Genomic DNA, 22,264 nt, shown 5'->3' on the forward strand with positions numbered 1-22,264 from the left:
TAGATTCTTCCTGGGGGGATAGGGAGATACCCGCGAGCGAAAGCGTCGAACACGCCTCATATTCGCGGGTAATATTGATCGTCATTGGACCGGCAGTCTGCCGGTTTCCTGAGTTTCGATATAGGAAAAGAGCGCCGCGTGAAGCAGAAATATCAAGAAAAAGGCCACCTGCAGGACGAAAAACGACAGTATCTCCGATAGTAACAGCTGAGAAATCGCATCCAGGCGGCTATCCATTGGAGTCGTCGCCGACCCACCCAGGCTGAGCGCCGACAGCAATATTGAGGCCACTATAAGGACGCCGAGCGCTCCGATCGGGAGCAAAATGACGCTCGTCCAATGCCTCGTGTTGAGCTTAAAAGAGCGCGCGAGCGCAGCAAAGGGTCCCATTCTTTTCGCGGCGGTCAGATAATAACTCTGACAGAATAGAAAGCCGACGATGAACCCCGGGAGAATACAAATCGCCACGCCAAGCGCCCCTCCGATTATTAAGAACAGAAACGCGGCCAATGTCGGAAAATAGACGCTCTTCACGGACATTAGCGTCCCCCACACCCCGAGACGCTCAACCGGGTCGACGAAGAGCAGATTATTTAACGGCATAAATAGCGCCCACTGGCCCACCAGCGTGACGAAACACACGAGCGCCGCCACGCCCAGAAGCCCTAAGCTGAACGAGGCCAAAGCGGCCAGTGTCCCTAGATCATCCACAAACTCCGCCGCAATCGCCGGCAGCGCCGCGATGGTCAGCGCAATACACTGGATCAACGCCAACAGCAGCCACGCCCTCAATATCGACCCGGACGCGCGCTGAAAGACCAGCCCCATGCGCCCTGAGATCCCTCCATCGCCTCCCGTCGGCGCATATTGCCCGGCTGACGGCCCACCCTGCCCAAACGATTGATGCTGCCCGGGCAATTGCGCGGGGCCTGGAGGTTGTGCCCCGGCGTAATGATTCGACCCACCCTCATCCCATTCATTGTGATCACTCATTTTTTGAAAGCCTCCTCAATTTCAGCAGAAATCTATCGACGTGACGGCATAATGCGCCCCATTCCCCGGGAGACTCGCGCGCGTTTCCAAAGGACATATATCGGTATCAACCGAGATACGCGCGCGTTTCCGGGGCCAAATAAGTTATTACTGCTTACGGATACCCCCATGATGCGTGATTTTGAGACGATTACAAGGGAAAGAAACTCAGAATGAGACTTTCATATTGCCGGCGAGATATGCTAATAACCTCGGACCAATGCGCCCCCATAGCCCAACGGCAGAGGCAGTGGACTTAAAATCCATCCAGTCCGAGTTCGAATCTCGGTGGGGGTATTTCTTCACAGACAATTTGGCAGACACGACAAAGCCCTGGCTCACGCCAGGGCTTTGTCTTTATTGAATCACTCGCCGGGCGCCCCACCCTCAATAATCAAAGTCCTCGTCGTCCATCTCGGCCAGGGCCTCGTCTTCCTCAACCTGCTGCATCTCGAGCATCAGGATATCCGGGTCCACCTGGTGTTGGCGGACGTCGTATTTGCCGGTGAGCACCGAGTTCTCGTCGAGCTCGCCGTTCTCATAGAGGTCCCACATCTCATAGCCGTAGCGCAGCGCCTGGGGGGCGCGCCCAAAGCGCAGGGCGTCGGTGATATTGGCGACGTCGCGCAAGAGGATCTTGCGGGCGTGCGGGTTGCTCGCCGCGCTCACGGACTGGGGGAAGTCGATGACGACGGGGCCGTCGTCTGCCATCAGCACGTTGAAGACCGACATATCGGCGTGGACCACGCCGGCGCACAGCATCTTTACGATCTGGCGGATGATCTGGTCGCAGACCTCGATGCCCTCTTCGCGGGTAAACGGACAATCCGAGATGCGCGGGGCGACGCCGCCGTCGGGGCCCTGGATGCACTCCATGACGAGCACGCCTTCGACAAAATCGTAGGGCTTGGGCACGCGCACGCCGGCGCGGTGGAGCTTTCGGATCATATCGGCTTCGGCCGTATTCCAGGCGGCTTCCTGCTGCTCGCGCCCGTAGCGGCTATTTTTACCCATCGCGCGGCGGTCGCGCGAGTTTCGCACCTTTCGCCCCTCGGTATAACTCGAGCGGTGGCGAAATGAGCGCTCCTGCGTGCTCTTATAGACCTTCGCCGCGCGCAGCTCCCCGCCCGACTCGACCAGATAAACCTGGGCCTCTTTGCCGCTCAACAACGGTCGAACGACCTCGGTGATAACCCCATACTCGATCAGCGGCCGAAGCCGCGCTGGTATCCTCAATTCTACTCCCTAATTCTAATGCGAAACCGATAAAACGCCCCGACGCGCTGCATACACCGCATAGGTTTCCCCTCGGGGGTCGCGTCGCTTACACGATTCAATGCTTGAGCACCACTAAAGATGCCCGAAGGGCCCAAAATCTTGGGGTGCGCATCCCCCTATTTGCTCCAAACGATGAACCTGACTAGTCTGCGAATGAAGATATTTGATACCGGTTGTCCCTTTGAGTTTGGCCGGCAATCGCCCTGCCCTCTCGGACGCATCCGCCAGCCTCGGAATTGATTTGTGACCCGACTCTATCGCACCATTCGCCGCCTGCTTAAGCTCGCGACCGCCGTCTATTTTGTCGAAATACAGGCGAGCGGGCGCGAGCAAATCCCGGCGGACGCGCCGGTTATCTTCGCGGCCAATCACCCCAACTCGATCATGGACACCGTCATTCTGGGGACCCAGACCAACCGCCAGATTCACTATATGGCCAAGAGCGCGCTCTTTAAGAATCCGCTGGTGGCCACCCTATTCGACCACTGCGGGGTCATCCCGATCCACCGCACGCCGCAGACCGATGGGGCGAGCAATGAGGACGCCTTTGACAGCGCCTTCGGTGTACTGGCCAAAGGCGGGTGCATCGGGATCTTTCCCGAGGGGCAAAACTCCATGGAGCGCCAGGTGCTGCGCATCAAGACCGGCACCGCGCGCATCGCCCTGGGCGCCGAGCAGGAGAATAATTACCAATTGGGGGTCCAGATCGTGCCGGTGGGCCTAAACTTCGAGAACCGCGACCGCTTTTTATCGACGGTGCTCGTGCGCTTTGGGAAGCCCATCGACGCGCGCGAATACGCCGAGATGCACAAGGTCGATGAGCGCCTGGCGGTCCAAGAGTTGACCGAGCGCCTCGCCCAGAATCTGCGCGATTTGAGCGCCCATATCGAGGGCGAGCAATTGCACGAATTGGTTGAGTATATCTGGCCGATTTACGGGACCGAGTTGGTCGAAGATATGGTCGCGTACCGAAAGCAGGTCGCCCTCGATGAGCGCCCCGATTTTGAGACCCTTCGCGACGCAAATATCGCCAATATCGCCCTCGACGAGGAGTTCGATGACGACGAGGATGCCGGCAAACGCAGCGGCCGGCGCGCCTGGTTGCTCGACCGTTTGCGCTCGACCAAACGCCCCAGCGAGCCGCTGGGCGACAAATTATGGGCGCAGCGCCAGATCGCCGACGTCCTCGCCCATTATCAGGCGCACGACCCGCAGCGCGTCGCCGCGCTCCGGCTTCGGCTGTGGGCGCACAGCGACCATATCCGCCAGGTGCACCTGCGCCACGACTTTATCGACCGCCCGCCGCAGACGCTGTCATCGCGAAAATCCGCGCTCCAATTCACCGCCTACGCGATCTTCTTCGCGCTGCCGGCGGGCTGGGGACTTGTGCATAATTTTGTGCCCTATCAACTGGCGAAGCTGGCCATCTCGCGGGCGCCCGACGAGGCGATTCGCGCCATCACCGGACTGTTGAGCGGGGCGTTTTTCTTCAGCCTCTTTTATGCCCTCTACGGCGCGGCGCTGTGGTGGGGCGCGGGCAAAAGCCCTTGGCTGGTCGCCGGCTACCTCTTCTCGCTCATCCCCACCGGCTTCTTCTTTTTGAGGTATCGCCACCAGCTCGCGCGCTTCCGCCGGCGCATCCTCACCCGCACGCTGTTTCGCACCGAAAAAGGCCTCATCGAGACCCTCGCCCGGGAGCGCGGCGAGATTATCGCCGAGCTCGACGCGATGCGGGAGGGGTATCGCGAGGTCGCCGAGGCAGAAGGTGCGCGCCCGGCGCTGAGTGAATCCGTGGGTTAAGCGCCGTATTTTTTGCCGCTCCCATCCAAGGGAAGCGTGTAGCCCGTCTCGGGCGTTGAGCTTGAGGCATACCGCTCGCTCCGAAGGCGGCTGAGCCGAAAGATATTCGGGTCATACGCGTAGCGGGTCATCACCCCGTTTCCGAGCGCGGCGAGGATCCGCTGGCCCTTCGCGTTGTAGGCGATGTGCTCGACCGACGGAGTGTCGGTGCCCGACATCGCCACCGACTCAAGCGCGCCTGCGGTGATACGCGTATTCGGTCGTAAGCTTTCCCTTCGAGATTTGATCGATGACCTCGAAGCCCTGTCGATAGCTTGAGAACGAATCGATCGACTCGCCCTCTGCATCGGCGCGATCCTCCCAGACAAGCTCAACCGCGACCAGGAAATGCTGAAAGCCATTTCGTTCGCCCGGCACAGAGATCGGCACGCTGAAATTGCCAGAACCCGTAAAAATATCTGGAGAAAAAGACTCGCCGATGTCTCCCAGCGCGCTGCCGCTTTGGGGGAGGGAAATAATGTCGGAGGAGCGGCCAGATTTGTTACTCATGGACGATCCTTCGGTTGCAACGGTGAGCCTTCATGAGTAGTCACATCTTTATGTGGCATCCAATTCTGACTATTCGTCCGCCACCCCAGGGCAAGCCCTGGGGCTCTTGCAGGGCCATCGGCCCCATTCCACGCTTCCGCGTGGGAGCCGCTGTTCGAGATCACGATCATCGAAAGGTCCGCCGGGCCTTGGCCCGAATCGCGGACCACGGCCTTGCAGAAGCGTGGGGCCTTCGCCCCACGCAGCCGCTCCATCTTCGCCTGCTAACTGCGAAATACACAAGAACCATAAACGAAAATCGGTTAAGTATACCAATTAACGCTTGGAGACATAATTATGACTATACAGAAATTCATTTTGAGCACACTTTTCGCAGCTCTGACACTCGTCCTTGGAGGGTGTGTTTCAGACATCATGGCACGAAAATATAACAAAGATGAAACCTGTTGGGGTACGAAGCAAGTTGTTGGAAGCGATTGGGGACCGAGTGGATGTGACCAGATGATGGTCCTCGCCACCGACTCCAATGGAGACTATTGGCTCTTTTCAGATTCATGCATTGAGGATGGCTATGAGCCGGTGGATGATAACAACGTTAAAGGCGAACTACTACACGCGCCGCAATGCAATGACTAAACTTTAAACCAATGCCCGTCATGGTCGCTTTCATCACGCAAATCGGTGGGTTAAACGCCGCCGCAAGGCAGCGCGACCAGTCGCACGACGACCTCGTCACCGATAAGATCAATTTGCTGGTCGCCCTTGGCCGGGCGGCCCATGCGCGCAAAGGCGGTCGCCGGCACCCGGTGCAGGCGCCCGCGGCTGGTGAAGATCCCCAGGTCTTCGTCGGCCTTGCAGGCCACGACGCTGGCGACCCGGTCGCCCGATTGTAATTTCAGCAATTGAAGCCCCGCGCCGGCGCGACTCTGCGGGCGAAATTCCGCGAAATCGACGCGTTTTCCCAACCCCTGCTCGGTGATAATCGCGACCTGCTCGATTTTATTGCCCAAAAATGCGCCCACGATCGCATCGGCGTCGCCGTCGAGCTTCATGGCGTTTACGCCCACCGCGGCCAGCCCCATGCTGCGGATATCAGCCGCGTCAAAATGAATCGCCTTACCCATGGCCGACGCGCAAAAAACGCTATTCTCCGCCTCGCCGACCATCACCGCCACGGGCACGTCGCCGTCGTTCAAGAGAAACGCGTCGCGCCCCTCACGATCCAGGGTATAGGTGAGCTCCGAGACCTCGGAGGCCTTCGCCTTTGCGCCGCGGGTCACGTGAATCATCCGATTCGGCCCGCCCTTTTGGCTCGCCCCATACCCCGACGAGTAGCGCAATAGATCGCGCTCCACGACCTCAATAATCTGCTCGCCATCATCCAGGTGTACGACGTCTTGCACGCGCCGGTTTTGCATCTCACCGTCCCACTGGGGCACCATGCGCGTGTCCATGCCGAAATAGCGCCCGCGATCCGAGAACACGACCACCCCGTCGGGCTCACCGATATATTTAAGCGCCTCCATACGACCGGCGCCCTGGGGCGTCGCGGGAACAACCGGTGCGTCCGAGAGCGGAACCTCTGCGGGGTCGAGGGCGTAAAACGCGCCGCCTGAGGTGCGCGCAAAGAGCGGCTGCTCAGCCTGCGGCCCCGGCCGGCGCACCACCTGCTCCTCGTCGGCCTGGCGCGGCTTTCGGGCGCGGGTTGAGCGCGTCGCCGATTGCGTGGCCAGCGCCACCAGGGCGGAGGCCAGCGCCGCGTCCCACCCGTCGAAGCTCGCGGCCGCGCGGTCGTAGAGCTCCGGGTAGAGCGTGGCGGCGTTGAGCTCGAAGAGCTTGTCGGCCGACTCGGTTCTGGCGAGCTCGAGGAGCTCGGCGATGATGGCGTTGGCGGGGTTTGGGGCTTGGGGCTTTTCGGTCATGGTCGGCTCGGGCAAGTGGGGTTCGGGGTTAACGATATGGGCGACATCTTAAGCCCAAGCCCGGCCGCTTGGCCATGCCCCCGATGGTGCTTCGATGGGTCAAAAACCACGTCGAACGTCCCTTTTTGTCAGCTCGATGGCTCAAAAATCACGTCCAACGTCCTTTTTTGGCAGCCCGATGGGTCGAAAATCACGTCCAACGTCCCTTTTTGGCAGCTCGATGGCTCAAAAATCACGTCGAACGTCCCTTTTTTGGCAGCCCGATGGGTCAAAAATCACGTCCAACGTGATTTTCGAGGCGCAGCGACACTCCAGAGTCACATCGAACGTGCCATTGGACCCATCGAGCTGGGTCAAAGCCGCGCCCGCGCTATCGAGCGGGCTGGCAAATCAGCCCTTTGCTCTGATACGCTCCGCCGCGCCAGCCCCCCGCGCAGCAAAGCGCGCTCCCCCGACGAGAATCCTATGGCCCTAACGGCGACCCTATTTCGTTTTGAATTAAATATCTCCGACGTGGACCGCGGCGTCTATGAGACCGTCGAGCTGCGCGTCGCCCAACACCCCTCCGAATCCGACGCCTACCTCGTCACCCGCATGCTTGCCATGGCCTTGGAATACGAGCGCGACCTGAGCTTTGGCCGGGGCGTGTCGACCCCCGAGGACCCGGCGCTGTCGGCCCCCAACGAGATGGGCGGCGTCGCGCTATGGATCGAAATTGGCCAGCCGTCTGCCGAGCGCCTCCATAAGATCACCAAGCAGGCGGACCGCGTCTGCGTCTATACCCATAAAAACCCGGAGTTTATCGTGGCCGACCTGATGGCGGGCACGATTCACCGCGCCGAGGAGATCGAGCTGACGTCATTTGACCCGGCCTTTATCGACGAGCTCGCCGCGCTGCTCACCCGCAATAGCTCCTGGGATATCCTGCGCACCGAGGGCGCGCTCTATGTCACGGTGGGCGACACGACGCTGTCGAGCACGCCGGTGGTGCACGCGGAATATAAGCGGAATTGAGGCGGTTATGTGGCCGAGACGGGCGGCTTGTTGTCGCCCAGCTTGGACACCAGACACACACCCTCCGGCCGCGCCTCGGTGACGCTAATTTCTGCGAATAAACGCAAAATCGCCGCCTAAAACGCCATAAACCGTGTTGACAGAACCGCGCCGCGTTGTGTTAGTCTAAATGTCATTCAAGTTGATGAGATTGCCTGGTTCCCGCATGTGAACCGGGCATTATTCTTATCATCAACACGTCGTTACTGCGTTATGAGACGGTAGGCGACGATGGATGCGAAGTCCGCGGGCAACATGGGCAAGGCGACACGATGAGGCGGTGCGATACGCATGGTCGAATACGTGGCAGCGCGCTCAAGCTTGGCCTGGACGCAGCAGACACATCGTCGAGCGCCCCCCTCATAACGCAATTCTTTATTCTTTAATCAATTCACGTATTTAGAAACTCCCGAGTCCGCTATGAGCAACAAGATCCCCATGACCGTCTTTGGCCATAAGCAGCTCAAAGCCGAGTTAGATCGACTCAAAAAAGTCGAGCGATATAAGATCATCGAAGAAATCGAGACCGCCCGCGCCCACGGCGATTTGAGCGAGAACGCCGAATACCACGCCGCCAAGGAAGCGCAGTCCTTCAACGAGGGGCGCATCCAGGAATTGCAGGGCAAGCTGTCCAACGCCGAGATCATCGACCCGAGCAAATTGTCGGGCGACCGCGTGCTCTTCGGCGCGACCGTCACGCTCTTTGATTTCACCGACGATGTCGAAAAGGTCTACGAAATCGTCGGCGATGACGAGGCTGATATCCAGGCCAAAAAGCTCTCCTACGCCAGCCCTATCGCGCGCGCGATTATGGGCAAAGAGGTCGGCGAAGAGGTCAAAATCAAGACGCCCGGCGGCACGCGCGAGGTCGAAATCGTCGCGGTACGCTTCCCGGAAAACTGCTGAACCCCTGACGTTTAGAGCACCAAATGAGTCGGCCCGAATCGGACTCAGCCCGCGTTGCGGGCTGAAGTCATATTCGGGCCGTTTTTTTTGTTTTTACGCGCTCTTCTGCGCGATGGCGGAGGCGGACTGGGGGAGCGCTTCGGCCCGATAGGAGCGGCGCTGGAGGCTTCGGCGAAGCAAGCCGTGCGGGGCGAAGATAAAGGCGAGCGCGTAGAGCACGCCGCCCACAACCACGATGGCGCCGGCGGTCGACGCGTTGACCCAGATCGACACATAGACGCCGACCACCGCCGAGATCACCGCGTGCCCCACCGCCACCAGCAGCATGGTCGACAGGCGGTTGGCCAGAAGATGCGCGGTCGCCGCCGGCACGATCATCAGCGCAATCGCCAGGATGCTGCCGACCGTCTCAAAGCTCGCCACCGTCGTGATCGACACGGCGGTCATCACTCCATAATGCACCAGCGTGACCGGGATGCCGATGCTCGCCGCAAGAATCGGGTCGAAGGTGCTCACCGACAGCCAGCGGTAGAAGAAGACGACCATGAGCACGACCGCCGGGGCGACGCCGCCGAGCATCCAGAGCGCGCGGTCCGAGATCGCTAAGGGGTTACCAAAGAGCACGCATTGGGTGTCGATATGGGCGTCATGCACCGAGGTCGACACCAGGATAATTCCTGCGGCGAAGAGCACCGTAAAGACGATGCCGATCGCGGCATCTGCGCGCACATTGGGGCGCCGGGCCAGGGTCTCGATGCTGATGGCCGCGACCAGGCCGACCACGGTCGCCCCGGCGAGCATCACCGGGCCTTCGAGCGACCCGGTCACGAGAAACGCCACGACAATCCCCAGCAGCGCCACATGCGCCAGCGCGTCGGCCACCAGGCTCATACGCCGCAGGTATAGAAACACGCCCAGCACCGCCAGCGGAATCGCGGCGAGCACCGACGCCAGCATGGCGCGCCACATCCAGGCGCCCCAGGACCAGGGCTCAATCAGATAGTCGAGCATAACGTCCTCCCAAATCTTTAAACATGCCGCGCGGCCCAAAGAGCAGCGACAGCGCGAAGAAGAACCCGGCGCACAACACCATCGCCGGCCCGGTCGCCACGCCCTCCCACAGATAACTCGTGAACGCGCCGAGCGCGCCGGATAAAACCCCGAGGATCGCCCCGATGATGAGGACGCCCGGGAGCCGGTTGGTCAAAAAGAGCGCCGAGGACGGCGGAATAATCAACATCGCCGCCACCAACACCACGCCCACCGCCTGCACCGAGACGACCACCGCGACGGAGAGCGCGCCCAGCAGGCCGTAGTGAAGCGCGCGCGTCGGCACGCCGATGGAGCGGGCGAATACCGGGTCAAAGGTCGACACCGCCAGGTAGCGAAAGCAGATGACGACCGCCGCGATGAGCACCAGGCACACCCCGGCGAGCAGGTAGAGCTGCTCAAGCGAGACGGCCGCCGCGTTGCCAAAAAGGAAGTTGTCGAGCCCTGCCTGGGCGGCGGTTGGTGAATTCTGAATATAGGAGAGCATCACGATGCCGATGCCAAAGAACACCGACAAGATGACCCCAATCGCGGCGTCCGGGCGGGTGCGCGGCTTATTCGAGATCGCGCCGACCATAAGCGCCGCGACAAAAGCCGACACGAGCGCCCCGATGAGCAGCGCGCCCATCTCCTTGGCTCCCACGATGATGAACGCGGCGCACACCCCCGGCAGGGTCGCGTGGCCCACGGCGTCGCCCAGAAGCGACATCCCGCGCAGCACCAAAAACGCCCCGACCACCGCGCACACCGCGCCCACCAACATCGAGGCGAGCAAGGCGTAGATGGTGAAGCTATATTGAAAGGAGAAAAATTCGACCGATCTGGCGAAGGTTTCGGATGTAAAAAAGCCCTGCATTATCTTCCAAGTCGACGAAGTCGATTCTAGTGGTCTTAAGAGGCGGAAGGTTTCGGCGAAATCAACCGGTTCTCACCGCGACGCTCCCGCCGCCGAGCACCGTGAGCCGGCCGCCGTAGGTCTTTTGCAGAAGCTCCGGGGTGAAGACCTCCTCGACCGGGCCGAAGGCGATGAGCTCTTTATTCATCAGCAATACCTTGTCGAAATACTCGCGCGCGGTCGAAAGGTCATGGTGCACGACCATGACGGATTTGCCGGCGTCGCGCAGGTTCCGAAGTACGTCGACGATGGCCGACTCGGTGGTCGCGTCCACGCCCACCAGCGGCTCGTCGAGCAGGTAGATATCGCCCTGCTGGGCCAGCGCGCGCGCCAAAAACACGCGCTGCTGCTGGCCGCCCGACAGCTCGCCGATTTGCCGCTTTACCAGGTCGCCGATGCCCACCAGGTCGATGGCCTCTTTGACCAGGCGGCGGTCCTCTTTGGAGAAGCGCCCGAGCAGGCCCACCTTGCCGTAGCGCCCCTGAGTCACGACGTCTTCGACGGTGACCGGGAAGTCCCAATCGACCTCGCCGCGCTGGGGCACGTAGGTGATGCGGCGCGTGGCTTTTTTGCCCGAATCCGCCCCCACCCGAATCGTGCCGGTGTCCGGGGTCAGCGCCCCGACCATGGCCTTGATCATGCTGGATTTTCCGGCGCCGTTGGGGCCGACGATGCCGACCAGGTCGCCCGGGTCCAGCGCGAAAGCGACGTCTTTTACGACCGGCCCGCGGCCGTAAGAGACGGTCAGATTTTCGACCTGCAATGCGTACGTCATAGGCTCAGGGCTCCAATCGGAATTCGCGATAGTCACCGCCGAGGGCTTTGCCGATCATGCGCACATTCTCGACCATGGTGCCCACGAATGTGCCCGCGGGGCCGTCGGCCGCGCCGATGCTATCGGAGTAAAGCGGCCCTTCGATGGCGGCGCCGGTTTCGCGCGCCACCTGCTCGATCAACGCCGGGTTGACCGAGGTCTCGACGAAGACCGTCCTGACCTTATGCTTTTTGATCTTCTCGATAATATTGGCCACGTCGCGCTGGCTGGCCTTCTGGTCGGTGCTGATGCCCTGCACGCCGACGACCTCGATATTGTAGGCTTTGCCAAAATAGTTGAACGCGTCGTGGCTACTCACCAGAATGCGCTGCTCCTTGGGGATGCCCGAGAGGCGGTCGCGCACCCACACATCAAGCCGCCCAATAAGTTGCAAATAGGCGTCCAGGCGCTGGCGAATCGCCTCGCCCTTCGGGGTGTCCTTGCCGACCAATGAGATCAGCGCCCGGCCGACGTTTCGACTCGCGATGGTCCAGGCCTGCAGGTCGAACCAGAAATGCGGGTCGACCCCGCCGGCGAAGCCCTCCATATGCAGGGGCGTGATGCCCTGGGAGGCGACGACCGTCGGGCGCGTGCCCCCGGCGTTGTCGAGCAAATCGTCGATCCAACCCTCCAGGTGCAAGCCGCTCTTGATCACCAGGTGGCTGCTGGCCACCAGGCGCGCGTCTTTGGGCGTGGGTTGGTAGAGGTGCGGGTCGCCGCCCGGGCTCATAATGCCCTCCACGCGCACCGCGTCCCCGCCAATCTGGCGCGCCAGGTCGGTGAGCATCGTGGTCGAGGCCACCACAATCGGACGCCCATCTTCGGGGATCGGCGGCGTCTTCTTTTCGCAACCGCTGACCAGAAGTAGTGCCATGCAGAGAATAAATGTTCGTAGGATGAGTCGCATCGGATTCTAACGCTTGGTAAGGAGGTGATATGCTTCATAAATAAGACAAGGCATAATAAAAACTTAGCCTGCACTAAACATAGCCCTTTAAGTGCTTATGTCAACCTATTTACGCCCCCCAACCCGGCCCCACGGCCCCCAAGGCGCGTGTGGGCCTCGCGCGCGGTATAAAGAGGTGGGCGAGGCGCAGAAACAAACGCCTGATGCTGACAATCCGAAAGGGTTATGTTAGCCATTTCGGATTGAAAGACTTGCAATTTATGACACAAAAAAACTGGCTCAATAATGACTGATAAATCAGCAGCGAAGACGTCCTCAAAGGCCGGCAAGACCGTCCTCGTCACCGGCGCGGCCGGCGGCGTAGGGCGCCACGTGGTCCGCGCGGCGCTCGACGCCGGCATGAAGGTGCGCGCTGCGGACCGGTTCCCGGCCGCCGATGCCCTGGAAGTGGACGGATTATTTGACCCGCTGACCGACGTCGACTGGCGCTTCGCGGAGCTGTCGGCCGCCGACCTCGACGCGTTGACCCAGGGATGCGACTTCGTCATCCACGCCGCCGCCATCGTCAGCCTCTCGGAGAGCTATACCGAGCTGGCCGGGGTCAACGTGCAATTGGTGCGCGACCTCTACCGCGCAAGCCAGGCCAACGGCGTCGCGCATTTTGTGCACTTTAGCTGTGGCGCGATCTACGAGGCGGGCCCGGGGTTTCGCAACGAGAGCGACCGCCTCTCGGCGAGCAACGCGTTTGAGCAGAGCAAGATCGACAGCGAGCAGGTCTTCCCGCATCAACCCGAGACCACGCATTGGAGCATCCTGCGTCCCGCGCTGGTCTACGGGCCGCATTGCACCAAGATGGGCGCGAGCATCACAACGCTCCCGCCGCTGGTGCGCGACATTATGCCCTACCTGCCGGGCATCACCGGCGGGCCGCGCACCAACTGGTGCTACGTCGAAGACGCCGCCTCCGCCGCGCTGTGCGTGCTGGATAACCCGGCCGCTTTTGAGCGAACCTTCAACGTCGCCGACGACACCGCGCTTGGCTTTGGCGAAGTCGTCACATCGATCACCGAGGCCTATCGCCTCGAAGTTGGCGCGCTGGTCCCCTTCCCGAATACGACGCTGTGGACCGCGTTGAGCCCGTTGATCGACCACGATATCGTCTTCGATATCGCGCGAAAGATCTTGCGCCGGCGCTGGCGCCGCCTGCAAGAACAACAGGACCTCAATAGTCCCCTTCGCCCCCGGGTCGACCGCAACGCGCTCTTCTACGTCGAGAAAGACAATATCCTCGGCGCCGACGCGCTCAAAGAGCTCGGCTGGGCGGCGCGCTATACCGACTTTCGCGAGGGCATCGTCGAGACGATTCGCTGGTATCAGGCCCACGACTGGGCGCCGCGCTTCGACACCGAAACACAGGTACGCATCCAGGACGAAAAGCAGAGTCTCGGCTTTGCCTTCCGCACCCGATTCGAAGGCCAATGGGTCGACGAAAAGACCGGCGACACCGCCCCCGTCACCCTGCTCCTACAGACCGAATTCCCCACAATCACTCGCCTCGCGCTCGATCTGGAGGGGAATATTGACGGGAAATTGAGCATCGGCGGGCTTGTCGAAGACGCCGAGATTCGCGGCACCATTCAAGTACGCCTGCTCTCGGAGGGTGGCGTCTATTGGGAGATGGGCTTTGACGACGCCCAGGGCAACCCGCACCGCCTCGGCCTGTCCTGCTCCGTCAACCCGCTGCGCCCCCTGGACGCGCTCACCCACGTCAGCGGCGACATAAAAGATGCCAACGCCGATGTCGTCGGACATGTCGAATTAAGCTATCATATGCGCTCGCAATTGCTCCCGAGCATGGCGACCTTTCGCCTGCTCCACTGACTCGATTCATCCGCGCACAAAACGCAGTCTATCCTTAAAAAGCGGTCCCCACACAAGATGCCCACCACCTACGAGATGCGCCCGGCTATCTGGGCTGATATTCGCCCCGAGCAATGGCAAGATTGGCATTGGCAGCAGCAAAACCGCCTGCGCAGCGTGGAGGCGCTGGAGGCGGTCGTCGCCCTAAGTGACGCCGAGCGCGCGGCCTTTGCGGCGAGCAGCGAGGCGTTTCGGGTCGCGATCACGCCTCATTACGCAACATTGATGGAGGCGTCTTGCGACCCCGCGGGCCCGACCCGCTGCCCCATCCGCCTGCAGGCGCTGCCCCACCCCGGCGAGCTGGTCGAGTACGCGTTTGAGCTCGATGACCCGCTGGCCGAAGAGGCGCATATGCCGGTGCCCGGCATCACGCATCGCTACCCGGATCGGGTGCTCTTTTATGCCAGTCATAATTGCCCGATGTATTGCCGCCACTGCACCCGCAAGCGCAAAGTCTCGGACCCGACGACCGCTGCCTCGCGCACCCAGATCGCCCAGGGCCTCGATTATATTCGGCGCACAAAGACCGTGCGCGACGTGCTCGTCTCCGGCGGCGACCCGCTCACCCTAAGCGACGCTCGCCTGGGCGAGATCCTCCACGGGCTGCGCGAGATCGAGCATGTCGAGGTGATCCGCCTGGGCACCCGCAACCCGGTGACGCTGCCGCAGCGCATCACCCCGGAGTTCTGCGAGATGCTGCGCGGCGTGCGCCCCCTCTATCTGCACACCCACTTCAACCACCCGCGCGAGCTCGGCGAAGACGCCGCGCGCGCCCTTCGCATGCTGCTCGACGCGGGCTGCGTGCTCGGCAATCAAATGGTGCTCCTCAAGGGCGTCAACGACGACCCTGAGACCGTGCTCGAGCTCAACCGCAAGCTGCTCATCCACGGTTGTCGCCCCTATTATATGCTCCAATGCGATATGGCGCGTGGAATCACCCACTTCCGCACACCCCTGAGCACCGGGCTTCGCATCGTCGAATACCTGCGCGGACGCATCGGCGGCATGGGCATTCCTGACTTCGTGGTGGACCTGCCGGGCGGCGGCGGCAAGATTGAGTTGTCCCCCGATTATATTATCGACCGCAAACCCTGCGAAATCGAAGGGGTTATCGGCGAGCAAATCACCTTCCAGAATTGGGCGGGCGAAACCTTCGAATTCGTCGACCTGGCCGACTCGAGCTCATAGAATCACTCAAAAACCAGAGGGGATTATTTTATCGGTGATTTTGGAATTCACTTGTATCAAATGACGGGTTTGGTTAGAGTCTCAAAGTATAACCCGAGTATTTATCTGTTTTCCAAAGATATTGTTTGCGGCGATTCCGTGATTGCGCATGCGCATAGATCGCACAATATCGATGTTTCTCCTGAGGATTCGCTCATGAACGACCGCCTTCATAAACTGAGTCCACGCTCATTTTTCACATTGATAATTGGCGCGCTCGCATTAAGCTTACTTAGCGTAAGCGGCTGCTCCGACGACGCAACCGAGAATAACTCCAATATTAGCGTTGCTCCGGACACCGGACACGCGGACTCGACAAGTGACTCCACTGGAGACGAAGGCGACGGGAGCGACGGGAGCGACCTGGATACCGGAAACCCAGACGCGACGCTCAATCCGGACGTCCAGCCAGACGGCTCCAGCGAGTCGGACGCCGACGCGGACACCACGACCCCCGACGTCGACCCGGTCCCAGCATGCCCCCAGACGCCCTGCCAGGGCGAACTGATCTGCGTCGACGGACTGTGCAAAGAAGACACGCCTGCCAATAAATGCGCGGCCGCCGAAGATATCGGCACCCTTAGCCCGGGCGCGCCGCTGACGATCAACGACACCACCGCGGGCGCCTCGGATATTCTGAGCAACAACTGCAGTGGCGGCGTCGGCAGCGAAAAGGTCTACAAATTCACGGTCGACCAGAAAAGCCGAATAAGCTTCGAGGCCGGCTGGCCGCAGCAATTCGACGCGACCGTCTCCTTTCGCTTCGACGGCTGCGAGGCCCCGGGCGAAGAACTCTGCTTTGACGCCAATAGCAGCCTGTCGGCCAACGCCGGCGACACGGTCATCCTGGTCGTGGAGCAAACGGTGGGGCGCGGCAATGATTTTAGCCTGACCCTGAGCGCCACCCCCGAGAGCTGCTCGCCGGGCGAATCCTCCTGCAACGGCGACGTCCTCGAGGTTTGCGGCGGCAATAATAACACGCTCAGCTACGACTGCGCCGACAGTTGCAACGCCGGCCAATGTGACGGCTCGGTATGCGCTAACGCCATCGCGGTGTCGGCCTCGGCGAGCTTCTCGGGCGACCTGGCTGCCTACCCCGCGAATCTGAATTTCGAGTCCAACGCTAGCTGCACCGTCGAAGGCACCCCGCTGCCGACCCCCGGGCCCGAGGTCATCTTCAAGCTCGAAAGCCTTAACGCGGGTCAGGTTGTCTCGGTCGCCGCGGGCAGCAATCGCGCAATGTTTTTCATGACCGACTGCCAGGCCGCCCCGACCTGCGAGGCCGCGATGACCGGCTCGGGAAGCGCCGGAACCGCCGAATGGACGGTCCCCTCAGGGTATACAAACCAGGACGTTTATCTGGTTATCGACCGACGCACTCAAAGCAGCGGCGATTTCACCTACGCGATCGATATTAGTTCGCCGTGATCCCAGCGAGTAGCGACGCCTGTAGGATCAACGCGTTAAGCCAAGCACATGGGCGACTTCGCCCGTCTGGAGAAATATTATGAGTCGGTGGATTAAATATTCGAGCGCCGTATCTTCCCTTTTGGTGAGCACAATCCTGGCTGCGCCGGCCTTCGCCTGGGATTTCGACGACCCCACCTGCGCGCCGACGGAGACTTTTGAGACCGAAAATATCCCGGTCCCTCAGGTCATGCTGATGCTCGATCAGAGCGGCTCGATGGATGATGACAACAAATGGGAAGACGCCATCAACGCCATCGATTCGCTCACCGCGGATATGACCCAGTCGACCCCGGATGAGTTGCGATTCGGACTCGGACTTTTTACGACCAATAGTACTGGCAGCGAGCTTCGCATCGAGATCGAGGTCGAAGCCGCCGAGAATACTCACGCCGATATTATGAACGTCCTCAACGCAGAGAATCCGGGAGGTGGCACCCCGATCGGCTCCGCGATTCTGGCCATGAAAGATAGCCAGACCATCCAAGCATCCCAGGGCGCAGCGGCTGGCATCCTTATCACCGACGGCGAGCCCAACCGCGGGAGTTACGGGACGCCTGACGAGTTGCGCGACTTCGCGGTGGAAGCAGCCTGCGCACACCGCGACGTTGCCCCGCTCTATGTCGTCGGATTTGGCGATGGCACCGATGAAAACTTTAATAACGTCACAGCAGCAGCCGGCGGAACCGGCTCCTGCGACAATGGCGACCCCTGCGCCCCCGGCAGCCACCAATACGACGCGTCGCATTGGGACGGACATTGTGAGGGTAGCATCCAGGCCGACAACTCCACCGCGCTCGAGAACGCCCTGAACCAACTCGCCGACGAAATCGCCTGCACCTTCGACATCGCGACGCTGACGGGCAACCCCACCACTCCCGAATGGGAAGACCCGGCTCAAGGCTGCACCAACTACGATTGCCTAAAAATCCAGCTCAACGGCAACTCCAACTCCGGCTCCAACCGCATCTTCCATGAAGACTCGACGATGACACCTCAGGGGTGGAAGTGGGCCTCCTCAAGCCGAACGCAGGTTCGCCTGCTTGGCAATTATTGCGTCGCTCTTAGAAACGGCAGCCTGGCGGTTCCCGATGCCCCTGATATTGAGGTCACCCGCGCGTGCATGTGCGTCGCCCCGACCGGCAATGACTGCGCAGGCTCCGACATGGTGCCTGCCCCGGGCACCTGCGAATGCCCGGTGGGCACCTGGACCTGCAACCAGGGCACCGACGTTTGCATGCCCAAATCCCAGTGCGGGCAACCACTGATCGGCGAAGGCGACGCCTGCGATAACGGACAACTCGGCGTCTGCGCCCAGAGCGGCCAAACCGTCTGCGATAGCAGCGGCGCCCTCGACTGCAGCGCGCAACGAGTCGAGCCGCCGGAGACGCCCGAGATCACCTGCGACGGGCTCGATAACGACTGCAACGGCGTCGTCGATGACGTGGTCTGGCAGGGCGATCTCTGCAACCCTGCCACCATGGAAGCCACCGGCCCCGGCCCGCTGCCTGACAACGCCGTGACCAGCCGCTGCGATATGGGCGAGGCGTTCTGCGTCAACGCGGTCGCCCAATGCGAGGCGCTCGGGCCGATGCCTGAGGTCTGCAACGGCATCGACGACGACTGCGACGGCAGCGTCGACAACCTCAACGATAGCTGGCAGGACTCCGATTTCGAGAATATGTCCCTCGAGGGCAGATACGCCCCGGCCGCCTGCTATCAGAGCAATGTCTGTGTCTGCCCGAACGGACCCGACACCGTCTCAGGCGCGACCTTTGAAGAGTATCTCGAGGGCTGGGCCAACGGACCCGGCGAGCCCGACCCCAGCTGCATCTGCGGCTCGGGCATCAACCCCTGATGCCAACCAGGCTTCGTGCTCGCAGGCAATAGCAATCACCGCGAACCCACCGCATAAAAAAGGGCCATGACTCCCCGGAGTCATGGCCCTTTTTTCGCTCTGTCGGCCGCGTGACAGCCCGACCGACCATTGTTAAATCTGCCCCCCATCCCACGCCGCACCACCAAAATAAACGCTAAATCAATTGCATCACCAATGACTAGGTGGTAGTTTTGGGGGTGACCGCCGAGCAATCATGCTCCAAGAAATTGACCTGAGTCGCCGCACTTAAAGATAATCTATGATGTACCAATCAAAAACACTGCGTTTATTCGTAGCAATCGCAGCCTGCGCCGCTCTGGCGGGCGCATGCGGCGATGATGACGCCCCCAACGGCACGATCACGCCGGGCAATAATTCCGCCCCCGATGCGAGCGATGACGCCAGCGCCGACGCCGATGCGGGCGATGACGGCGACGCCACAAGCGATCCTGATGCCGCCGATCCTGATACGACGAGTCCGGATGTTGAGGAGCCTGATACAACGCCAGAAGATCCCAAAGCCGAGCTCTGCGACGCGCCCTATCTTGGCACCCTCGCGCCGAACCAATCGACCTCAACAGTCGGTGACTTAGCGAGCGCCGAGAACAACTTCGCCCTCTCCTGCGCGCCGGGCATCTCCCGTGAGCTGGTCTACCGCTTTGCGGTTGAACAGCCGTCCCGAGTAAGGGTCCGGGCGCTTTCCGAGACGATCGGGAATTGGAACCTGCAGATCAACACGGGGACCTGCGAAGCGTCCGCCCGACTCGCCTGTTTCGGCTCGGGAAATCAGACCTTCTTTGCTGAACCGGGCATCGAGTACCACCTACTACTTGAACCCACCAATCGCGCAAGCACCGGCGAGGTGCAGGTCAGCATTGATACCGAGGCGTTTGCATGTTTCCCCGCCAAATCGGCGACCTGCAACGGCGATGAAATCGAGCGCTGCGACGTCGACTACACCATGAGCAGTTCGACCTGCCCGGCGGGATGCAGCGACGACGCCTGCAACGGCGACCTTTGTGAGAACGCCATCGAGATGGACCCCAGCGGCACCATGCGCCTTGAGGGAAGTTTGGCCGGTCTCACCAACGCCTACAACTTCGCCGGGCGCACGGAGTGCTTTGACTCCGGCGAGCCCCTGCCCACCCGGGGCAAAGATATCGTGGTCGCCCTCAACGGGCTGCGCGCTGGACAAACCGTCAACGTCGACACCTCCCAGGATATCGGCGACACCAACGACAACGCCATCTTCATCGTAAATGGCTGCGACTCCACGCCGACCTGCCTGGCGGGTGGTGACACCTTCGATGAAAAGCTCAACTGGCAGGTTCCCGCTGACGGTGACTATCTGCTGATTATCGACCTTATCAGCAACACGAGCGATACCTTTACCTATCAAATAACTGTCGACGAATAGATTTCAATTACGGCGCAAGCCACCTTTTTTATCACCCAATTCGCCGGAAATTGAATCCACCGGGAAGCGAGTCAGACTATGACATGGCGACTATCTACTTTATTAATCGCACTACTATTAAGCGCGCCCCTGGCCTGCGACGATAAGAATGAGGCGCCCAATAACAAGCCCATCCCCGGCGCAGACGCCGGACGCGATGTGAAGGACGCGCCAGACGCCACGGACACTCCGGACACCAAAGACGACCCGGACGCGAGCCCCGGCGACACAAAAGATGAGGGTGATACCAAGCCGGATCTCGACGCGGGTAATCCCGACGACGCCGACACCGCCCCCTTCGAGCCCGACGGCGCCTCTGGCGACGCCGGCTTTACGCCGTTTGACACCAGCCGCCCCGACACCTCGGGCCCCGGCGTCAGCGGCAGCTGCGATGATATCGAGGACCTCGGCGAGTTGGACTTCGGCGTAGATATTGTCTCGTTTGTGTATAATGCGGACAATGATGGCGTGCGCACCTCTTGTCGCGACTTTAGTGCCCCAACCACGCCCGACAAGATCTTCAAATTCACGGTTAAGGAGCGCTCCGTATTGGCGTTGCAGGGCAACTCCAACCTGACGTTCGAATTGCGCACCGACCCTTGCGGCGATGAAGCCAGCGTCCTGACCTGCAATCCGAACGGCAGAATTCGAGGTCAAAACATTCGGTCAAATACTCCCGTTTACCTTATCGTCGAATTTGACGGGACAATTGACGACAGCGAAATGAACTTCCAGATGAGCGTATCATCGCCATTCGCAGATTGTCAGCCCGGTCAGTCTGAGTGCATTTCCGCAAGCGAAGTTAAGATCTGCAACACGGTTGGCACCTATGAAACGCAGACCTGCCCGACCTCGTGCAGCTCCGAGGCATGCATGGGAGACTCCTGTGCAAATCCGATTCCCGTGACCAACGGCAGCGCATCGCTGGCTGGGCCACTTACCGCCTTCGGCAATAAAATGAGCACTCATACCTGCGGTACTGGCCCAATAGGTCAGGCGAATTCGGGTCAGGAAGTCGTCTTTATCGCCGAAAACCTGCAGCCAAATCAGACAATTACAGTCGATACCAATGCCGACTCGGTCGCGAACACTATCATCATCCAACGCGATATCTGCGGCCAGAATGCAGCGTGTGAATACAGCGGAATAAGCGGCGAAGAGTCTGTTACCTATCAAGTAACACAAGCGGGTAATTACTATATTATCATTGACTCCAATGATCCGGTGACTGACAGCGCAAACTATAACGTGAACATCAATTAGGGATAACAATGTTAAAAGCTACAACACCTAAATCGATGAAGAGAAACACGTTCTTTTTACTAAGTGCGCTCATCGTGGCCATTGGTCTTGTTCCCCAGACATCTTGGGCCTGGGAGTTTGATACCTGTTCCTCGAAACTATCGAGCAAGGTCGATCTTAGCGTTCCTCAGGCGATGATCATGTTAGATCGTTCTGGTTCAATGACGACGGAAATCGAAAGTCATCCATCCCGATCCTATGAAGGTTGGTGGATATCTGGTGGTGATTATTGGACGAATAACTCTCGAACCGATTTCACCTCAGACGCGGCAGCGCGCTGGGCAGATCCCTATCCGGGTTCGGTGAATAATAACTCGGTCCGTGTTACCGATTTTATTCACGAACTCCAAGCAGAGCCGTCTTGGGGTTATGGTCGATACTGGAATAATGCCGGCTGGCTGTACACACGCGGGACATGGTTTGAGGTGTCAGGCTCGCTGTGGAATATCTCGCTGAGGGAATTGCGGACTACCTTGGCCGGGTACGACACACCGACAGGTCCTCGCATAAAATTTGGCATCGGAACCTTTAGCACTTCATATAACCACAATGTGTCTGCACCATCATCAAATTGGGCGCGCATCTGGTCCGAAGCTTCAGGGTATACCGACGCGGCATCCATGATGGCCTTCTTCGAACATCCCCAACAAGGTGGCCCATATGGTGCGACCCCGACCGCCGCGGCTATTCGTGCCATGAAGGACAGCCCAACAGTCTCCAACCAGAATACCTCCAATGCTGGCATTCTTATCACCGATGGGTATCCAAACTATTCAGATACTTCCGGTGTCAATGCCTATGACGATG

Annotated in this window: 19 protein-coding genes and 1 tRNA gene; 11 read left to right on the forward strand and 9 right to left on the reverse strand. The window is 60.3% G+C overall.

The window, feature by feature from the left end:
- Nucleotides 1-81: 81 nt before the first annotated feature.
- Nucleotides 82-828 (reverse strand): hypothetical protein, encoded by a 747-nt coding sequence (locus tag DN745_RS11955; protein WP_111335146.1) that lies wholly within the window; start codon nucleotides 826-828, stop codon nucleotides 82-84.
- 428 nt (nucleotides 829-1,256) lie between these two features.
- Here DN745_RS11955 and DN745_RS11960 point away from each other — a divergent pair.
- Nucleotides 1,257-1,329, forward strand: a tRNA-Leu gene (locus DN745_RS11960).
- A gap of 90 nt (nucleotides 1,330-1,419) precedes the next feature.
- Here the strand turns inward: DN745_RS11960 and DN745_RS11965 are convergent.
- Nucleotides 1,420-2,268, reverse strand: coding sequence for an RIO1 family regulatory kinase/ATPase domain-containing protein (locus tag DN745_RS11965; RefSeq protein ID WP_111335148.1), 849 nt, complete (start codon nucleotides 2,266-2,268; stop codon nucleotides 1,420-1,422).
- A gap of 285 nt (nucleotides 2,269-2,553) precedes the next feature.
- On the opposite strand from DN745_RS11965, the gene DN745_RS11970 reads away from it, so the two are divergent.
- A complete protein-coding gene (locus tag DN745_RS11970) occupies nucleotides 2,554-4,110 on the forward strand; it encodes a lysophospholipid acyltransferase family protein (RefSeq protein ID WP_111335150.1) in 1,557 nt (518 codons plus the stop codon).
- On the opposite strand, the gene DN745_RS11975 is transcribed toward DN745_RS11970, so the two are convergent.
- Both DN745_RS11975 and DN745_RS11980 read right to left on the reverse strand, forming a co-directional pair.
- A complete protein-coding gene (locus DN745_RS11975) occupies nucleotides 4,107-4,328 on the reverse strand; it encodes a hypothetical protein (RefSeq protein ID WP_111335152.1) in 222 nt (73 codons plus the stop codon). The genes DN745_RS11970 and DN745_RS11975 overlap by 4 nt on opposite strands.
- A gap of 10 nt (nucleotides 4,329-4,338) precedes the next feature.
- Entirely contained in the window at nucleotides 4,339-4,659 is a 321-nt protein-coding gene (locus tag DN745_RS11980; RefSeq protein ID WP_111335153.1) for a hypothetical protein, read from the reverse strand.
- A 336-nt stretch (nucleotides 4,660-4,995) separates the two neighbouring features.
- On the opposite strand from DN745_RS11980, the gene DN745_RS19350 reads away from it, so the two are divergent.
- Entirely contained in the window at nucleotides 4,996-5,295 is a 300-nt protein-coding gene (locus DN745_RS19350) for a hypothetical protein (RefSeq protein ID WP_133621882.1), read from the forward strand.
- 50 nt (nucleotides 5,296-5,345) lie between these two features.
- On the opposite strand, the gene DN745_RS11985 is transcribed toward DN745_RS19350, so the two are convergent.
- A complete protein-coding gene (locus tag DN745_RS11985) occupies nucleotides 5,346-6,581 on the reverse strand; it encodes a DNA gyrase C-terminal beta-propeller domain-containing protein (RefSeq protein ID WP_111335155.1) in 1,236 nt (411 codons plus the stop codon).
- A 465-nt stretch (nucleotides 6,582-7,046) separates the two neighbouring features.
- Here DN745_RS11985 and DN745_RS19355 point away from each other — a divergent pair, with 465 nt between their 5' ends.
- Together DN745_RS19355 and greA are read left to right on the forward strand one after the other, a co-directional pair.
- Nucleotides 7,047-7,595: a YaeQ family protein gene (locus DN745_RS19355; RefSeq protein ID WP_162687633.1), complete on the forward strand. Its 549-nt coding sequence runs from the start codon at nucleotides 7,047-7,049 to the stop codon at nucleotides 7,593-7,595.
- A gap of 459 nt (nucleotides 7,596-8,054) precedes the next feature.
- Nucleotides 8,055-8,540, forward strand: a complete 486-nt coding sequence (gene greA, locus DN745_RS11995; RefSeq protein WP_111335158.1) for a transcription elongation factor GreA — start codon at nucleotides 8,055-8,057, stop codon at nucleotides 8,538-8,540.
- A 93-nt stretch (nucleotides 8,541-8,633) separates the two neighbouring features.
- Here the strand turns inward: greA and DN745_RS12000 are convergent, their stop codons facing one another.
- The 4 genes from DN745_RS12000 to DN745_RS12015 form a co-directional block, all read right to left on the reverse strand.
- On the reverse strand, nucleotides 8,634-9,551 hold the full coding sequence (locus tag DN745_RS12000) for a metal ABC transporter permease (protein WP_111335160.1): 918 nt from the start codon (nucleotides 9,549-9,551) through the stop codon (nucleotides 8,634-8,636).
- The gene (locus DN745_RS12005) at nucleotides 9,532-10,446 is read right to left on the reverse strand and encodes a metal ABC transporter permease (protein WP_111335161.1); all 915 of its coding nucleotides are present in this window, start codon (nucleotides 10,444-10,446) and stop codon (nucleotides 9,532-9,534) included. Before DN745_RS12005 ends, DN745_RS12000 begins: the two co-directional genes overlap by 20 nt.
- A 61-nt stretch (nucleotides 10,447-10,507) precedes the next feature.
- Nucleotides 10,508-11,260, reverse strand: a complete 753-nt coding sequence (locus DN745_RS12010; protein ID WP_111335163.1) for a metal ABC transporter ATP-binding protein — start codon at nucleotides 11,258-11,260, stop codon at nucleotides 10,508-10,510.
- Nucleotides 11,261-11,264: 4 nt separating this feature from the next.
- Nucleotides 11,265-12,173, reverse strand: a complete 909-nt coding sequence (locus tag DN745_RS12015) for a metal ABC transporter substrate-binding protein (RefSeq protein ID WP_162687634.1) — start codon at nucleotides 12,171-12,173, stop codon at nucleotides 11,265-11,267.
- A gap of 318 nt (nucleotides 12,174-12,491) precedes the next feature.
- On the opposite strand from DN745_RS12015, the gene DN745_RS12020 reads away from it, so the two are divergent.
- The 6 genes from DN745_RS12020 to DN745_RS12045 all read left to right on the forward strand — a co-directional run bounded on the left by DN745_RS12020 (nucleotide 12,492) and on the right by DN745_RS12045 (nucleotide 21,418).
- Nucleotides 12,492-14,087 carry an NAD-dependent epimerase/dehydratase family protein gene (locus DN745_RS12020; protein ID WP_111335166.1) on the forward strand — a complete coding sequence of 532 codons (1,596 nt, stop codon included), beginning with the start codon at nucleotides 12,492-12,494 and terminating at the stop codon, nucleotides 14,085-14,087.
- A 57-nt stretch (nucleotides 14,088-14,144) separates the two neighbouring features.
- Complete coding sequence (locus DN745_RS12025) at nucleotides 14,145-15,314, forward strand: KamA family radical SAM protein (RefSeq protein WP_111335168.1); 1,170 nt, start codon at nucleotides 14,145-14,147, stop codon at nucleotides 15,312-15,314.
- 195 nt (nucleotides 15,315-15,509) lie between these two features.
- The gene (locus DN745_RS12030) at nucleotides 15,510-16,781 is read left to right on the forward strand and encodes a hypothetical protein (protein WP_111335169.1); all 1,272 of its coding nucleotides are present in this window, start codon (nucleotides 15,510-15,512) and stop codon (nucleotides 16,779-16,781) included.
- A 79-nt stretch (nucleotides 16,782-16,860) separates the two neighbouring features.
- On the forward strand, nucleotides 16,861-18,678 hold the full coding sequence (locus tag DN745_RS12035; RefSeq protein WP_111335171.1) for a vWA domain-containing protein: 1,818 nt from the start codon (nucleotides 16,861-16,863) through the stop codon (nucleotides 18,676-18,678).
- Nucleotides 18,679-18,958: 280 nt separating this feature from the next.
- Nucleotides 18,959-20,116, forward strand: coding sequence for a hypothetical protein (locus DN745_RS12040; RefSeq protein WP_133621881.1), 1,158 nt, complete (start codon nucleotides 18,959-18,961; stop codon nucleotides 20,114-20,116).
- Nucleotides 20,117-20,194: 78 nt separating this feature from the next.
- Entirely contained in the window at nucleotides 20,195-21,418 is a 1,224-nt protein-coding gene (locus tag DN745_RS12045; protein WP_111335174.1) for a hypothetical protein, read from the forward strand.
- Nucleotides 21,419-22,264: the final 846 nt, after the last annotated feature.

Origin of the sequence: Bradymonas sediminis, assembly GCF_003258315.1 — a bacterium.
Lineage (GTDB): Bacteria > Myxococcota_A > Bradymonadia > Bradymonadales > Bradymonadaceae > Bradymonas > Bradymonas sediminis.

Coding starts and splice junctions, on each gene's coding strand:
- DN745_RS12005 (WP_111335161.1), bottom strand. CDS start 10,446: ATGCAGGGCTTTTTTACATCCGAAACCTTCGCCAGATCGGTCGAATTT.
- DN745_RS11980 (WP_111335153.1), bottom strand. CDS start 4,659: ATGAGTAACAAATCTGGCCGCTCCTCCGACATTATTTCCCTCCCCCAA.
- DN745_RS11975 (WP_111335152.1), bottom strand. CDS start 4,328: ATGTCGGGCACCGACACTCCGTCGGTCGAGCACATCGCCTACAACGCG.
- DN745_RS12010 (WP_111335163.1), bottom strand. CDS start 11,260: ATGACGTACGCATTGCAGGTCGAAAATCTGACCGTCTCTTACGGCCGC.
- DN745_RS12045 (WP_111335174.1), top strand. CDS start 20,195: ATGACATGGCGACTATCTACTTTATTAATCGCACTACTATTAAGCGCG.
- DN745_RS12000 (WP_111335160.1), bottom strand. CDS start 9,551: ATGCTCGACTATCTGATTGAGCCCTGGTCCTGGGGCGCCTGGATGTGG.
- DN745_RS12040 (WP_133621881.1), top strand. CDS start 18,959: ATGATGTACCAATCAAAAACACTGCGTTTATTCGTAGCAATCGCAGCC.
- DN745_RS12020 (WP_111335166.1), top strand. CDS start 12,492: ATGACTGATAAATCAGCAGCGAAGACGTCCTCAAAGGCCGGCAAGACC.
- DN745_RS11985 (WP_111335155.1), bottom strand. CDS start 6,581: ATGACCGAAAAGCCCCAAGCCCCAAACCCCGCCAACGCCATCATCGCC.
- DN745_RS11955 (WP_111335146.1), bottom strand. CDS start 828: ATGGGGCTGGTCTTTCAGCGCGCGTCCGGGTCGATATTGAGGGCGTGG.
- DN745_RS12025 (WP_111335168.1), top strand. CDS start 14,145: ATGCCCACCACCTACGAGATGCGCCCGGCTATCTGGGCTGATATTCGC.
- DN745_RS12015 (WP_162687634.1), bottom strand. CDS start 12,173: ATGGCACTACTTCTGGTCAGCGGTTGCGAAAAGAAGACGCCGCCGATC.
- DN745_RS12030 (WP_111335169.1), top strand. CDS start 15,510: ATGAACGACCGCCTTCATAAACTGAGTCCACGCTCATTTTTCACATTG.
- DN745_RS19355 (WP_162687633.1), top strand. CDS start 7,047: ATGGCCCTAACGGCGACCCTATTTCGTTTTGAATTAAATATCTCCGAC.
- DN745_RS12035 (WP_111335171.1), top strand. CDS start 16,861: ATGAGTCGGTGGATTAAATATTCGAGCGCCGTATCTTCCCTTTTGGTG.
- DN745_RS19350 (WP_133621882.1), top strand. CDS start 4,996: ATGACTATACAGAAATTCATTTTGAGCACACTTTTCGCAGCTCTGACA.
- greA (WP_111335158.1), top strand. CDS start 8,055: ATGAGCAACAAGATCCCCATGACCGTCTTTGGCCATAAGCAGCTCAAA.